The sequence below is a fragment of the Roseibium porphyridii genome (assembly GCF_026191725.2).
Lineage (GTDB): Bacteria > Pseudomonadota > Alphaproteobacteria > Rhizobiales > Stappiaceae > Roseibium > Roseibium porphyridii.
In genome coordinates this window covers 1,967,060-1,981,056 of sequence record NZ_CP120863.1, presented here as the reverse complement: position 1 = coordinate 1,981,056, position 13,997 = coordinate 1,967,060, and the positions used below count along the sequence as shown (strand labels likewise).

General features: G+C 55.3%; 13 protein-coding genes. 9 read left to right on the top strand and 4 right to left on the bottom strand.

Features of this window, described 5'->3' with window-relative positions; genetic code table 11:
• Window positions 1-32: 32 nt before the first annotated feature.
• Window positions 33-503, top strand: a complete 471-nt coding sequence (locus K1718_RS09170; protein ID WP_265683982.1) for a hypothetical protein — start codon at window positions 33-35, stop codon at window positions 501-503.
• A 17-nt stretch (window positions 504-520) separates the two neighbouring features.
• Here the strand turns inward: K1718_RS09170 and K1718_RS09165 are convergent, their stop codons facing one another.
• Window positions 521-988, bottom strand: coding sequence for an Lrp/AsnC family transcriptional regulator (locus tag K1718_RS09165; RefSeq protein WP_152500637.1), 468 nt, complete (start codon window positions 986-988; stop codon window positions 521-523).
• 213 nt (window positions 989-1,201) lie between these two features.
• Between K1718_RS09165 and K1718_RS09160 the strand changes: the two genes are divergently transcribed.
• The 3 genes from K1718_RS09160 to K1718_RS09150 are packed head-to-tail and all read left to right on the top strand — an operon-like array spanning window position 1,202 to window position 4,170.
• Window positions 1,202-2,203, top strand: coding sequence for a mitochondrial fission ELM1 family protein (locus K1718_RS09160; RefSeq protein ID WP_265683980.1), 1,002 nt, complete (start codon window positions 1,202-1,204; stop codon window positions 2,201-2,203).
• Window positions 2,204-2,250: 47 nt separating this feature from the next.
• Window positions 2,251-3,219, top strand: coding sequence for a thioredoxin-disulfide reductase (gene trxB, locus K1718_RS09155; RefSeq protein ID WP_152500636.1), 969 nt, complete (start codon window positions 2,251-2,253; stop codon window positions 3,217-3,219).
• A gap of 54 nt (window positions 3,220-3,273) precedes the next feature.
• On the top strand, window positions 3,274-4,170 hold the full coding sequence (locus K1718_RS09150) for a LysR family transcriptional regulator (protein ID WP_152500635.1): 897 nt from the start codon (window positions 3,274-3,276) through the stop codon (window positions 4,168-4,170).
• A gap of 501 nt (window positions 4,171-4,671) precedes the next feature.
• On the opposite strand, the gene msrP is transcribed toward K1718_RS09150, so the two are convergent.
• Both msrP and K1718_RS09140 read right to left on the bottom strand, forming a co-directional pair.
• Window positions 4,672-5,634 carry a protein-methionine-sulfoxide reductase catalytic subunit MsrP gene (gene msrP / locus K1718_RS09145; protein WP_265683979.1) on the bottom strand — a complete coding sequence of 321 codons (963 nt, stop codon included), beginning with the start codon at window positions 5,632-5,634 and terminating at the stop codon, window positions 4,672-4,674.
• Between the two features lie 190 nt (window positions 5,635-5,824).
• The gene (locus tag K1718_RS09140) at window positions 5,825-7,888 is read right to left on the bottom strand and encodes an elongation factor G (protein WP_265683976.1); all 2,064 of its coding nucleotides are present in this window, start codon (window positions 7,886-7,888) and stop codon (window positions 5,825-5,827) included.
• Between the two features lie 476 nt (window positions 7,889-8,364).
• Here K1718_RS09140 and K1718_RS09135 point away from each other — a divergent pair, with 476 nt between their 5' ends.
• Window positions 8,365-8,661, top strand: a complete 297-nt coding sequence (locus tag K1718_RS09135; RefSeq protein ID WP_152500632.1) for a hypothetical protein — start codon at window positions 8,365-8,367, stop codon at window positions 8,659-8,661.
• A 74-nt stretch (window positions 8,662-8,735) separates the two neighbouring features.
• Here K1718_RS09135 and K1718_RS09130 read toward each other — a convergent pair whose 3' ends face one another.
• Window positions 8,736-9,215 (bottom strand): DUF992 domain-containing protein, encoded by a 480-nt coding sequence (locus K1718_RS09130; RefSeq protein WP_265683974.1) that lies wholly within the window; start codon window positions 9,213-9,215, stop codon window positions 8,736-8,738.
• Window positions 9,216-9,746: 531 nt separating this feature from the next.
• Here K1718_RS09130 and K1718_RS09125 point away from each other — a divergent pair.
• From K1718_RS09125 to K1718_RS09110, 4 genes are read left to right on the top strand one after another with little or no spacing between them, the layout of a single operon-like run.
• Window positions 9,747-10,748, top strand: a complete 1,002-nt coding sequence (locus K1718_RS09125) for a glycosyltransferase family 2 protein (RefSeq protein WP_265683973.1) — start codon at window positions 9,747-9,749, stop codon at window positions 10,746-10,748.
• Window positions 10,732-12,261 carry a hypothetical protein gene (locus K1718_RS09120; RefSeq protein WP_265683971.1) on the top strand — a complete coding sequence of 510 codons (1,530 nt, stop codon included), beginning with the start codon at window positions 10,732-10,734 and terminating at the stop codon, window positions 12,259-12,261. Before K1718_RS09125 ends, K1718_RS09120 begins: the two co-directional genes overlap by 17 nt.
• Window positions 12,258-13,028 (top strand): class I SAM-dependent methyltransferase, encoded by a 771-nt coding sequence (locus K1718_RS09115; RefSeq protein ID WP_265683970.1) that lies wholly within the window; start codon window positions 12,258-12,260, stop codon window positions 13,026-13,028. Before K1718_RS09120 ends, K1718_RS09115 begins: the two co-directional genes overlap by 4 nt.
• Before the next feature lie 36 nt (window positions 13,029-13,064).
• A complete protein-coding gene (locus K1718_RS09110; RefSeq protein ID WP_265683968.1) occupies window positions 13,065-13,976 on the top strand; it encodes a hypothetical protein in 912 nt (303 codons plus the stop codon).
• Window positions 13,977-13,997 lie beyond the last annotated feature (21 nt).

Genomic DNA, 13,997 nt, shown 5'->3' with positions numbered 1-13,997 from the left:
AGTAGCAACCGGCACGTGTCGGAGAGCAAGTGATGGTCTTTCATGCAATTGGCGTATGGTTGCTGGTGATCTCGGTTCCATTGTGGGCCTATCGCTGGTTTGCGTTCTCCAAGCTGACTGGTCGCGAGAGACTGGCATTCAAACGCTTGATCAAGCGCAGGCACGAGAATTCGTTTGGATTTGCCCTGCGTGTTTTCGGCTTTCTGGTAGCGCTTGCCATGTCGGTGATACTTCTGGTCCTCGGCCTTCGCTATTTCAAGCAAGGATCCCTGGAACTTGGCACCTTCCGCGACACCATGCGCGGGCGTCTTTATTCCGGCCTGGAGCCGGTTGACCAGGCATTGAACACATTCCACTACGATCAATGGCTGCCGATCGCCATCCTGACCACCTGTGCACTTCTCAGCGTTGCCTTCACGCTGGTGGCAACCGCTCTCAGGGATATTTCGGTCATGGGCCGCTTGCGCAAGCGCCTCAGCAACATCGGTGACCGGCAGGACTGACCGGCCTCAGGTAAAATTCAATCGATTGGTACGACAGGCTCATCTTTGGTCCGACGGATTGTCAGGGCCGTACGCACGCTGTCGACATTTGGAGCTGCCGTCAGTTCCCGGATGACGAAATTCTGGAACGTCTGCAGGTCTGGCGCGACACATTTCAACAGGAAATCAACCTCGCCGGACAACATGTAGCTCTCTCGCACGAGCGGCCACTTCTGGACTGTTTCCTCAAATGCGATCAGATCGGCCTCAGTCTGGCTATGCAAACCCACCATGGCAAAAGCGGTGACGTCGTAGCCTAGCTGCTTTTCATCCAGCAGCGTCCTATATCCGAGAATCAGTCCGGCCTCTTCGAGCGCCCTCACCCGGCGTAAACACGGTGGAGCGGATATGCCGACGCGCCGCGCCAACTCCACGTTGGTCATTCGCCCGTCCGCTTGCAATTCTTTCAGGATCTGCCAGTCAATGGCATCGAGCCGCGCTTTCAAATCCGTCTCCTTTTAGCTCCGCCTTGGGTCGTCCGGGATGGACCAAGATGTGGATGATTCACCCGGGGCGCGTTGGCGTCTTGCGGGCGCGAACCGTCCCGCGCTAACGTATCTGTCCTTGTGCCGGAGTATGATTTTTTGCGCGTTTGTGCAAGACTATAACAAAATTGCGCACGATTTCGAAAGATTACGATAGGGGAACCCCTCCCGACAATGCGAACCATGCCGGAGATTTCCCCATCCTCGATTTGGGTTCTCACCGACGGCAAGGCCGGTGATCTTGCGCAATGTGCAGGTGTTGCCGAAGCCCTTTGCGTTCCCTTCGAAACCCGCACAATTTGTCCACGTCCGCCCTTTTCCTGGTGGCTGCCATTTGGTCCGACTGATCCTCGTGAGTGGGAGAAGAGGCCAGGGAGCCCGATCGCGCCTCCCTATCCGGATTTGGCTATTGCGTCCGGCCGCAGGGCTGTGGCTTACCTTCGGCGTATCAAGCGGCGCTCCAAAGGACACACATTCACGGTTTTCTTGAAGGACCCTCGGACCGGACCTGACAGCGCAGACTTGATCTGGGTCCCGGAGCATGACGCGCTACGTGGTCGCAATGTTCTCGTAACACCGACGTCTCCACACCGCTTTTCTGTATCCAAACTGGATGAATTGAGAGCGCAAAAGTCGCCGGAAATAGACAAACTCGCCACGCCGCGAGTCGCAGTGCTGATCGGTGGCGACAGCCGACATCACACCTTCAGCGAAGACGACCAGAACGTCCTCCTGACCGGTTTGCGGGAAATTGCCCATCAGGGCGCCAGTCTGATGATCACCGCCTCCCGGCGTACGCCACCGGGTCTGGCCTATGGGCTTGCCAGTCTCGCCAAGTCCGGGGGACATCTTTATTGGACGGGCGAACCTCCGAACCCCTATGGGACTTTTCTGGCGAAGGCCGATGCGATCGTTGCCACAGCCGACTCCACCAACATGATCGGTGAAGCAACCGCCACCGGCAAACCCATCCATGTCTTTCATCCAGGCGGTGGTCACGCAAAAATCACCCGGTTTTTGGGGACTTTGCAGCGACTGGGTGCGATTCACCCCTTTCCAGGTGCGCTGAAAACCACTACCTACGAGCCGATAGATGCCACGCCCGTTATTGCCGAACGCATCCTTGCCGATTACGCGGCACTGCGACGGAATGACAACAACGAGCCGGCAGACTGATTTTTCGCCGCCAGGCAAGAACACTTGAACAGGACAAAGGGGCGACCATGAGCACAGAACACAGCAAACTTCTGATCATCGGCTCCGGGCCGGCCGGATATACGGCTGCCATTTATGCCGCGCGCGCAATGATCGAGCCGACGCTTGTCGCTGGCATTCAGCCAGGCGGACAGCTGACCATCACAACGGACGTTGAAAACTACCCTGGTTTTGCCGATCCCGTGATGGGCCCTTGGCTGATGGAACAGATGCAAAAGCAAGCTGAAAATGTCGGCACGAAGATTGTCTACGACACAATCACCAAGGCTGACCTGTCCCAGCGTCCTTTCCGCCTGGAGGCCGACAGCGGTACTGTCTTCACCGCCGATACGCTTGTTATCGCCACCGGGGCGCAAGCACGCTGGCTCGGGCTGCCGTCGGAACAGGACTATATGGGGGCTGGCGTTTCGGCATGTGCGACATGCGACGGCTTCTTCTACCGCAACAAGGAAGTCGTGGTTGTTGGCGGTGGCAACACGGCAGTTGAAGAAGCGCTCTACCTGGCAAATCTTGCGTCCAAGGTGACCCTTGTTCACCGCAGAGACAATCTGCGCGCGGAAAAGATCCTTCAGGATCGTCTGTTCAAGAACCCGAAAATCGAAGTGATTTGGGACCATCAGGTTGATGAAATACTGGGTGGAGGCGAACCGAAGGCCGTAACCGGCGTGCGTCTCAAGAACACCCAGAGCGGCAGCACTCAGGAAATCTCCGCTGACGGTGTTTTCATTGCCATCGGTCATGCACCTTCCGTGGAACTCTTCAAGGATCAGCTTGGGCTGAAGCCCAACGGCTACCTGGAAACGGCACCGGACTCGACAAAGACCTCTATCCCGGGTGTCTATGCAGCCGGTGATGTAACGGACGACATCTATCGCCAGGCCGTAACCGCCGCCGGTATGGGCTGCATGGCAGCGCTTGAAGCGGAGAAATTTTTGGCCGAACACGAGATCGAAACCACCCAACAGGCGGCTGAATAGCCCGCCGTCGGGCCCGAAACTGCCGGGCCCGCTACGTCCTGTGGAGGGGCACGCATGGATTGGGACAAACTGCGAATTTTTCATGCGGCCGCTCAGGCTGGCAGCTTCACTCATGCCGGCGACAGCCTGCACATGAGCCAGTCCGCCGTCAGCCGGCAAGTCAGTGCGCTTGAGCAGGATCTCGGCGTCCCGCTCTTTCATCGCCACGCACGCGGTCTTTTGCTGACGGAACAAGGGGAGCTGCTCTACCGGACCGCATCAGATGTGTTGATGAAACTCGAAGCGGTTCAGACAAGCCTGACCGACAGCAAGGAAAAACCTTCAGGAGCACTGCGCGTCACCACGACGGTAGGTCTGGGGTCCACCTGGCTCACGTCACGCATCAAGAACTTCATCGATCTATACCCAGACGTTGACCTGCATCTGATTTTTGACGATGACGAGCTTGATCTTGGTATGCGTGAGGCAGATGTCGCTATCCGGCTGCGCCAGCCCACTCAGCCGGATCTGATCCAGCGCAAACTCTTCACCGTGCACTTTCACGTTTTCGCCGCGCCGGAATATCTGCACCGCTTTGGCGCACCGTCCACGATCGAAGACATCGACAACCACCGTATCATCACGTTTGGCGAACAGGCACCAGCCTATTTGCGATCCATGAATTGGCTGGAGACCGCCGGTCGAAGCTCGACTGATCCGCGTCGCTCAGCGCTCAAGGTGAACAATCTGGTTGCCATCAAGCGAGCCGTTCAATCAGGCGTCGGCATCGCAATGCTGCCGGACTATATCATCGATCATGCGTCCAACATGGTTCCGGTGATCACGGAAGAAGAAGACAAGGTGCCGTCATTCGACACGTATTTCGTTTATCCTTCGGAACTCAAGAACACGGCGCGTGTCACAGCGTTTCGTGAATTCTTGCTGACCAACGCCGAGAATTGGGTTTATTGACCTGGCAAGCGTCCTGCTGGCCCCCTCGCCTCTGTCAGCTCGCCCCTGAACTGCTCGTAATTCAGGCTACAAGGGTGCAGAATTTGAGCACCTCGTTCAGGGCTCTCTGAGGAAATGGCCATAAAAATCCGCTTTGTCCAAAAATAATTTTATACAAAATTCGAACTTGAATGCAGTATTCGGGTTCAAAACAGGCCTTCTAAAGCGTTGAATTTACTGAGTTTAAATCGGAAACGAATTTTCCGGACATCAGCCCTGCGAAAAATGCATAGCAGATCTGCGCGGCTGCCTCTTGTTTATGCAGCTTGTGCACTGCATATAAGCAGTACTGTTGGTCACGCGGGCGTCACGTCCTCCTCCCAGTGATGTCCAGACCAGCTGTTCCCCTCTGGAAGGTGATTCTACTGTTTTCAGTGAATCAAAACAAACTGCCGGGTCCTTAAAGACCCGGCTCTTTTTTTGCCTATACTATATTGCAGCGCACAATGCACCGATCTGCATTTACATGAACAGCAATTCGCCCGTCATGTTCTTGTAGATCCCGGCAACCTGTTCTTCATAGCCGTTGTAAAGAAGTGTCTGTCGGCGTTGATCCGTCCCAAGCAAACGCTCGGAGTCCTGTGGCCAACGGCGGTGCGGAACCGAAGGATTCACATTGGCCCAGAAGCCGTATTCTTTGGGCTGAATTTCTTCCCAGAAACTGACAGGCCGCTCTTCCGTGAAGGTGATGCGCACGACGGACTTGATACACTTGAAACCGTATTTCCATGGTGTGACCAGACGGATCGGCGCTCCGAATTGTTTCGCGAGCGGTTTGCCGTAAACGCCCGTCGCCATGAAGGCCAGTTCATTGGTGGCCTCTTCCAGCGTCAGGCCTTCAACATAAGGCCACGGATACCAGGACTGTTTTTGTCCACTCGCGACCGAGGGATCAAGGAAGGTTTCAAATCGAAGGTATTTCGCATTTGATTTGGGACTGGCCAGCTTCACCAGTTCGGAAAGCTCAAATCCCGACCAAGGCACGGCCATCGACCAGGCTTCCACGCAACGATGACGGTAAAGCCGCTCTTCGAGTGGCATCTGACTCAGGAGCTTGTCGATATCCACGATCTGCGGATTGTCGACAAGACCATCTAGCGTGACCGTCCACGGCCGGATCTGGAGTTCCTGCGCGGCCTGCCAGATCTGCTTGTGTGAGCCGAATTCGTAAAAGTTGTTGTAAGTGGACGCGTCTTCCTCATCAGTCAGGTCGCGATCAAGTGTGAAGGCTGGGTTACGCTTCACTGGATAGAGGCCCGCACTTGGGTCTTCTTCAGCAAAGGCCGGACGTAGTCCGAGACCTGTGCCCAGCAGAGCGCCGCTACCGGCCAGACCTGCAAGGATCTGCCGACGGTTCAGGAAGACATGTTCCGGCGTCGCTTCGCGCTCGGGAATCGCCCAGCTGCGCTTTTTCAATATATTCATTCTCAGGCTCCTGTTTGCCCTGAAGAGAACCGAAATCGGTGTTCAATGGCAAATAACGCCCTGGTGACCATTAGCAATACGAATGTGAACGACGTCCAATTTACAGCAAAGTGGTAGCTGCATTCTCCCGACAACCAGTTGAAAAGAATGAGAGGGAAAGTTGCCCTCTCACTCAGTCGCTATTCCCGCATCAGGCAGCCTGCTTGCCTGACCGCTGCAGAGCCTGATCTGCCGCCTTGCCGGAAAGTTCCGCCAGATGGTCGAACGCCGACATATAGCTGGCAACCCCTGCCGTTGCAGACCGCAGCTCGACGATCAGATCGCTGATCTCTGCTTCGGGCATCAGGGCCTGAACCTCGTCCCAGCCTGGCCAGTCCGGCCTGGCGTCGAACCCGAGCAGTTGACCGCGTCTGGCCGAGACAATCGCATTCACTCGGGCAGTCGCGTCGTTCGGACAGGCAATCGTCACTTTGTGGATCGGCTCGAGCAACACCGGTTTGCAGTCTTTAAGTCCTTCACGAATGGCAAGGATACCCGCCATCTTGAATGCCTGGTCCGAACTGTCGACGGAATGATAGGACCCATCCGTCAGGCAGATGGAAACATCAACCACCGGGAAGCCAAGCGGACCTTGTCCGAGCGCATCCATGACACCGTCCCGCACTGAAGGAATATACTGTTTGGGAACAACGCCACCGGTGATCGTATCGCTGAATTGAAGACCCTCGCCCCTTGGCAAAGGTGCGATCTCGAGCACGACATCACCGAACTGGCCGTGCCCTCCAGATTGCTTCTTGTGCCGGCCACGCACCTTTGTGCTGGTCCGGATCGTCTCGGCGTAAGGTACATGCGGCGCATGGGCAGCTATGTCCAAGCCGTATTTTCCGGCCAACCTTTCCTGGGCAACCCGTAAATGCATCTCACCCTGTCCTGCCAACAGTGTTTCTGCTGTTGTCTGGTTCTGACTGATCGTGAGCGACGGATCTTCCTCGGCAAGCTTTGTCAGTGCGGTCGACAATCTAACCTCATCTTTGCGCTGCGCCGCTGCAATTGCTGTTGCAAGTACCGGACTGCGTCTCTCATCAGCCGGCTTGGCTGCGATTTTGCCTGCCTCGAAGGCAATAAGGTCGCCCGTCTGGACATGTTCAAGCCGGCCAAGGGCAACCAGATCTCCTTTGCCAGCGGTTGCGATCTTGGCGGCATGTTGGCCGAAAACGTTGAAAAGACCAGACACCTTGATTTCTGTTTCACCATTGAGAAACAGGCTGTCGCCGTCGGAAAGCTGACCGTCCAGAATGCGCGCTATGGAGAGTTTCCCGCCATGTTGTGTGTGCAGCGTTTTGATCACCTGCAGGGCCGCTTTTTTGTCGCCGTCCAGAACGCGTTCCCTCAGCCGATCGACAACCGGAACTTCATGACGAAGCGCCTTCAGCAGCTTGCTGACACCATTTCCATGTTCGGCTGACCCGAAGAAGACAGGACAGATAAGACCATCCTGCATTTCATTGACGAGATCGGCAAAAATCTGCTCGCGATCCGGTGCAATGTCTTCCAGCAGGGCTTCCATGAGGTCGTCATCGTGGTCTGCCAGATGCTCCAACATCGTGAAACGCGCTTCATGTTCACGCGCCAGATCCTCATCGGACATGTCGATCTGCGTACTTGGTTCCTTCTCGTGATAGACATGGGCCCTTTCAAGCGCCAGATCGATAAACCCTGTCGCGTGCCCGTCTTCCCAGATAGGTATCTGTCGAAGCACCAGCGGAACTGCCGAGGCCGGCTGCAACACGTTGAGCACATCTCTCACCCGACGGGTACTTTTGTCGATCTTATTCAAAAACAAAACCCGCGGAATGGCGCGGGCTTCAAGAGCTTTCAGGATGAGTTGCAAGGCCGGAACCTTGCGTTCGTCATCCTCCGCGACGACGATGGCCATATCGGCTCCGCTTAGGGCTCCGTCCATCTCGCTCAGGAATTCAACTGACCCCGGACAGTCAACAAAGACGAAGCGGTCGCCCAGATAGTCTGCATCGGCGACATTTATTTCAACGCTCATCCCATGCGCACGTGCTTCCGGCGAAGCGTCGCCGACCGTGTTGCCATCCGTGATTGACCCTTGACGCGCAACCTTGTCGGTTCGCGCGAGAAGGGCTTCCAGCAAGCTGGTTTTGCCACTGCCGAACGGACCAACTAGTGCAATACAGCGCGGCGTAGTGCCGGCGGCGTTTCCTCTTCCGTTTGTTCCGATTGCCATAATATGCCTCTCGTGTTTGAGGGGGGAGCCCCTAAAACTACGCGGCAAGGCCGGTTCGGTTGGACGCGGGCCCGCCGCGTCTCGCCCGGATGGGATCGAAGGCCCAAAAACCCGGTACTCTTAAGCACCAAGCCCCAACTGAAAGGCACATCGACCGGGGGCGGTCATTCATCGTCGCGCCGAAAAGGAGCTGAACGCAAGGAGAATTATTGACGCAGCGCAACAATTCGGATGGTTCTCGGTCCGCCATTCTACTGGAAAACGCACAATCAGGTCCCCACATATGCATTAGTCTGGCGCTAACAGCAGGACTATGAACTTCGGAACTGTGCAAATATTATGCCCGTCGGCTGTGTCTGCTGGGCGGATGCCAATGACCAGGCTGACAAGCGAGACCGTGTTCATTCATCAGACGTCGGCTGACAAGCGATACACTCGGTAAGCCCTTACCTTGGTCACAATCAGGAACAAGCATCATGACCCGGATGACTGCAGCAACGGTAGTGCTAGTTGCCACGCTTCTCGCGGGAACAGCGAACGCACAGAACAACCAGCTTCGCGGCTTGCCACAGTCCGGTTCGTCCCTGCTGCCTTCAGCGCAGCAACAGCTGAACCAAAACAGGAACAGGCAGCAGTCGGGGTTCTCGACCCGTCAACAGATCGAAGGTGCAAACCGGCTGAACAGAACGGATCAGATCAACCGCGCCAACACCCGTCCGGATGTCTCATCGAACCCTTGCGCAGGGGCAAACGAGAGCTGCCAGAACAGGTAACCGGCCAAACGAAAATTGGTAAGACAAGTGAGCGCAAAGCCCGTTCCAGTCGGAAACGGGCTTCGCCTTTCGGTTCAGTTTATGGGTTCGAGCGTCATCTTGCTGACACCGATGGTCAAATTGGTGCCCGTTTGACTTTCCAGGCTGAAGGGATTCAGCGCAATTGACCGGTCAAGCCCCCCGATAAGAGCATTGGCTTTGATGCCTGCCCCCAGGCTCGCGCCTGCGGTCAAACCGCCATAGGTCCCCGCCAACAAGCCCGGCTTGCGATCCGCAGAGGGTGCTAGGACGCCCCAAACAAGGTTGGCTTCCTTGGTAGTTCCGATATCGAGGCCATAGTCCCGCACTTTACCCTTGTAGTATTCGACCGTTCCGCCATCGGCAGGTTTGAAGCTACAGCCGAGCGTAGCTGAAGAACCAACGATGAAATTGTGCTCTCCCTCCACCAGACAATTAAGTGTCCCAATTTCGACAGTTGGCGTGTTCTCGGAGGCCAGAGCCGTTCCTGCACAAAGAACAGCGGCCACAGCAAAACCAAATCTAGAAAAACGCATTCTGAAACTCCTGGTATTGAATGCCGGCAGGCTCTCAGGAAGAGAAGCCTGGCCATCGTCACCATATGGGTCGGCATCAAGTCAAAATCGCGGCAAAATTTTAAACACGCAAAAGTCGTACCCCATCACAAGTGGAATAGCCTGCTTTCCTGCCTTTCAACCGCAGGACAATTGCTGGGCAGTACAATGCACCGCCAGCATCCCAAGTGGTCAAACTTGGTCGATGCTGCCTGCTGGGCTGTCACCTGTAGCCTTCAATTCTTGACCTACACTTGAAAGAAGCTTGAAGGACGTGATCCGACATCGTCAAAACAGGCGATAGGCAAGAATTTTCGAAATATAAATTTGAAATTTATTTATAAAACACGAAGAAAAAATCAGAAGACTATCGATTATTTAAAATTACCAAAGTTATCCATTTCTTAAACTGTAATATCTAATTGTAACGATGCTTAGGAGGGGGTTTTTCTGGCTTGGAACATTAGCAGGGAAACTCAAGACCGTTTGTCAGATGTTTGCATAGTGTCGTTCATGAAACTGATCGTTCAAATTCCGTGCTTCAACGAAGAAAAAACGCTTCCACTTGTTGTTGCGGAAATACCCAGATCCATTCCAGGTATCGACAAAGTCGAAATCCAGGTCATTGACGACGGCTCCACCGACAACACAGTCGATACAGCGATCGCCTGCGGTGTCGACCACATCATACAAAACGGTCACAACAAGGGGTTGGCGAGAAGCTTCCAGTCCGGCATCGAATCCGCCCTCAATCTCGGAGCAGATATCATCGTCAACACGGACGGTGACAATCAGTATTCAGGCGCATCCATCCCCGACCTGGTAAGACCCATCGTCGAAAATCGAGCAGATATCGCGATTGGCGACCGCAACCCCGGTGAAAATCGTGAATTCTCCTGGGCGAAACGACAACTGCAAAAGTTCGGGACGCATGTGGTACGCAGTCTCGCTCAAGTTGATGTAAGCGATGCGGTCTCAGGCTTCAGAGCCTATTCACGCGATGCGGCCCTTACGATCAATGTCATGACCAGATTCAGCTATACCACCGAGACGCTGATCCACGCCGGCCAGCACGGACTGAAAGTGGTGTCCGTTCCAGTGTCGACAAACCCGACAACCCGCCCATCGCGGCTGGCAAAATCCACCATTCGGTTCTTGCAAAAGCAGCTCGTAACGATCCTGCGCAGCTATTTCATGTACCGTTCGCTCAGTGCTTTTCTCTGGGCAGGCATCTTGATGATTACAATCGGTCTTCTGCCGGTTGTGAGGTTTCTCTATTTTTACGCTATTGGCGATGGTGACGGCAGAATTCAGTCGCTCGTTCTGGGCAGCATGTTTCTCCTGGCGGGCTATATCACGGTCGTCATCGCGTTCCTGAGCGATGCGTTGGCAACAAATCGTCGATTGACGGAATCTGTTCTTCAGCGCCTCCGCCGTCTGGAACAAGATACCCAGCCGCCGCCGGCCAACCCGCAACTTCAATCCAGTGGCCAGCGCGATGACGATATCCAGTGAAATCACCGGGTCTGCCAACCCAATGCCGCTAAGAAAGTCATGGGACCTGATCGCCATCGGCATGGTCCTTTACGCATTGCTGGCGACTGGTTTGCTGAAAAGCGTTGACGGTTTTCCGCTCGGGCAAAACCTCTACGACGAATACTTTCTTGCGCTTTTGGACGGGCGAATGGACCTGCCTGCGCGCGTGGCACAATTTGAAGGACACTATACCCCGGACGGGATTGCCTATCTCTACCATGGCGTCGGTCCGCTGATACCCCGTTTTGTCTTTGGTTGGATCTGGCCGTTTGAGACCTATTCTCTCGCACCGCTGGCAATCTGGTTATGGTCCTGCCTCGGAACACTCGGTCTTCACGCGGCGTTCCACAAGGCAACGTCAGGAGCATTGGAACAACTCGGCAGTCGAGGCCTCACGCTCAGCCGAATGCTCGGCATAGCGATCTGGTTCGGGTCACCGGGATTTTTGCTGTGCGCAAGCACGTCCTTTTATCACGAACCCATTGCCTTGGCGTTTGCAGCAACAAGCCTCTTCATATTGATTTGGGCCAACGTCGCCTTTGGCGAATGGCCTCTCTGGAAAACAGCCCTACCCTGCGCAGCACTTGCGGCGCTGGCACTACACGCCAGGCCAAACGTTGCAATCGGGCTCTATTTCGCAACAATACTTTCCCTTGGCTTGCTCGCCTGGATGTCGCTGCGCATGCATATTCTGCGGATTGTGATCGCTCTGGCAATTATGGGTGCAGGCGGTGCAGGTTACCTCGGCCTGAACGCGGCCCGCTTCGGATCTCCCACCGAGACCCATGGCAGCTTCTCCCAAAGCGACGTTCAATACGGATTTGTCTACTGGGGTGCTGAGGACACCGACAGCGAAAGAGCGCAGGCGTTCAAAGACCACGGCAAGTTCAATATCAAGCGTATTCCGCACAACGCGACGATCTATCTGTTCGACATTCCCGCCGTAACGGGTCAGCTCCAGGCAGTCAGCAAAGCGTTTCACGCATCGGTCAGATCGACGCTGGCGCAAAACCTCGGCTTTATTCGCGTTGAAAGTCCTTATGTCGGCATGGTGTTTCTTTGGCCGCTCTGGATACTGTTTGCCGTGAGTGCACCTGCGGCCGGCGGACAGGTCTGGCGTCGCATGGCCATACCATTGGCTGGCGGGTTCGCAATCGCCGGACTGACCCTGGCCTACGGAACCATAACGCTGCGCTATCGGGTCGATCTTTGGCCTTTGCTCGCGCTTCTGGCGCTCCTGGGAGCATCTGCGATTGCAAAACTGTTCGCCCAAGGCAAGTCCGGAGTGTTTTTGAAGGGCGCACTGATTGCCGCCTTCCTGATCGGAATTGCCGTGTCCGCCAGCACCGTCGCCCAGCTTCGCGGCTTCCAGATGGCACCTCAGAGCAAACCCTTCTGGAGCATGGAAGAATGCCGGCACCTGACTGGCCAGAAAGACTTTTCAGACGCTGACACTGAGCGGATCTGCCGTCCGCCGAGGATCGGACATTGACGTTATCCAAGGCCATCACACCAATGCCTAGTGCCAAACAACTCTATGTCGGCGCCGTCCGCGCTGTGCACCCACTTGCCCGAGCCACCGGGCTGCTGTCCTGGCTGCAGTCTTCGGCAAAGAAACATCGGTTCGCCCACTGGCTCAGAAGTCTGTTTGCCATTCACGATATCGACGGCCTGATCGACCTCGATGTGCCTTGGTGGACCTACAGGGCAATCGACGAAACCGAGGCTTTCCTCGCTTCGAGGCCAAAAGCAAGGGTTTTTGAATATGGATCCGGCGCCAGTACCGTTTGGCTGGCCAAGCGAGCTGGAACCGTGGTCAGTGTAGAACACGACGCCGGCTGGCACTCTCTGGTCCAAACACGGCTTGCCATGGCCAACAGCGCAACAAACCTTTCGCACATCCTCATTGAGCCCTTGAAAGTGCAAGCAAAAACGGACTCACGGTACCTTTCGGTCAAACCCGGTCACAATGGATTGTCATTCGAGGACTATGCCAAATCGATCCTCGATCAGGACGAAGCCTTTGACCTCATCGTCATTGACGGTCGTGCACGCGGCGCATGTCTGGAACATGCAGTCTCTCGCCTGAAACCAGATGGTTTGATTGTCTTCGACAACTCGAAGCGCAAACGTTACCGGCAGTCGATTGCCGCCTCCGGTCTGGTTGCTCGGCATCTTGCAGGTTTGACGCCTTCGCTCCCCTATCCGGACGAGACCACCTTGTTGACATTTTCACCGAAACGCACGGCAAAGACATAGAGGTCTAAATCCGTGAGGACGCTGCCGGAGCAAGAAATGACTGCCTTGGCCAAACGAGCAAATATGAAGAAGCTCGCTGTTTGGGTGGGACGCTTTGTACTTCTGGCAGCATTGATTTTTCTTGCATTCGAGTTGCGCAAGCATTGGTCCGGAATTTCCGGGTGGCGCCCAACAGGCCAAGATGTAGCGCTCCTGTTCAGCCTTGCTCTCATTTACGCGCTTGGCCTGCTGCTTCTGGCAGAATGCTGGCATTGGATCTTGAAGCTATTCGGTACACTTCACCGGAAGCTGGCCTACGCTTCATTTCTGATCACACAGGTTGCCAAATATCTCCCAGGCAATGTTGCTCATCTGATCGGTCGCGGGCTCTATGTTCGCGGCAACGGTCTGAAAGACGGTCATATCGTTCAGGCAACCTTGCTTGAAATGGCGATCATTCCCTCAGGTGCCATCGTGGCAATCATGATCCTGGGTTGTGCAGGCCAGCTTGGCGCGGTCCTTCCCTTCATTCCAATTTGGCTTTGGTGGTTGGGAAGTTTTGCAATTCTTGCCTCAAGTGCGATTGCGGTCGGCCTCTCAGACCGTTTAGGCCTGAAGTTGCGGCCCGTCCTGTTGGATCTGTCCTTCAGTCTTGGTCTGTCTGTCTTGTTCATGGGACTTCTCGGCACAGTATTTGCGGCAATTTTTTTAATGCTCTCCCCTGCACCGGTGGCTGCCCTCGCCGGCAGTGCAATCCTCGCTTGGCTTGTTGGGTATCTGACACCCGGCTCCCCGGGAGGTCTGGGAACGCGCGAAGCAACCCTCTTTGCACTTCTCAGCAGCCTGCAAATGCAAGACACCGCACTTTTGGCAGCCGCTCTGTTTCGGCTTGTGACCGTTCTTGGTGATCTCATCGCGTTTCTGGCCGGCTGGTTGTTGTTCCGAAACACCGACAAAGGCGGGACCTGATCCAATCAAAAAAAAGAGCGG

Coding starts and splice junctions, on each gene's coding strand:
- trxB (WP_152500636.1), top strand. CDS start 2,251: ATGAGCACAGAACACAGCAAACTTCTGATCATCGGCTCCGGGCCGGCC.
- K1718_RS09170 (WP_265683982.1), top strand. CDS start 33: ATGGTCTTTCATGCAATTGGCGTATGGTTGCTGGTGATCTCGGTTCCA.
- K1718_RS09125 (WP_265683973.1), top strand. CDS start 9,747: ATGAAACTGATCGTTCAAATTCCGTGCTTCAACGAAGAAAAAACGCTT.
- K1718_RS09135 (WP_152500632.1), top strand. CDS start 8,365: ATGACCCGGATGACTGCAGCAACGGTAGTGCTAGTTGCCACGCTTCTC.
- K1718_RS09110 (WP_265683968.1), top strand. CDS start 13,065: ATGACTGCCTTGGCCAAACGAGCAAATATGAAGAAGCTCGCTGTTTGG.
- K1718_RS09120 (WP_265683971.1), top strand. CDS start 10,732: ATGACGATATCCAGTGAAATCACCGGGTCTGCCAACCCAATGCCGCTA.
- K1718_RS09130 (WP_265683974.1), bottom strand. CDS start 9,215: ATGCGTTTTTCTAGATTTGGTTTTGCTGTGGCCGCTGTTCTTTGTGCA.
- K1718_RS09140 (WP_265683976.1), bottom strand. CDS start 7,888: ATGGCAATCGGAACAAACGGAAGAGGAAACGCCGCCGGCACTACGCCG.
- K1718_RS09160 (WP_265683980.1), top strand. CDS start 1,202: ATGCGAACCATGCCGGAGATTTCCCCATCCTCGATTTGGGTTCTCACC.
- msrP (WP_265683979.1), bottom strand. CDS start 5,634: ATGAATATATTGAAAAAGCGCAGCTGGGCGATTCCCGAGCGCGAAGCG.
- K1718_RS09150 (WP_152500635.1), top strand. CDS start 3,274: ATGGATTGGGACAAACTGCGAATTTTTCATGCGGCCGCTCAGGCTGGC.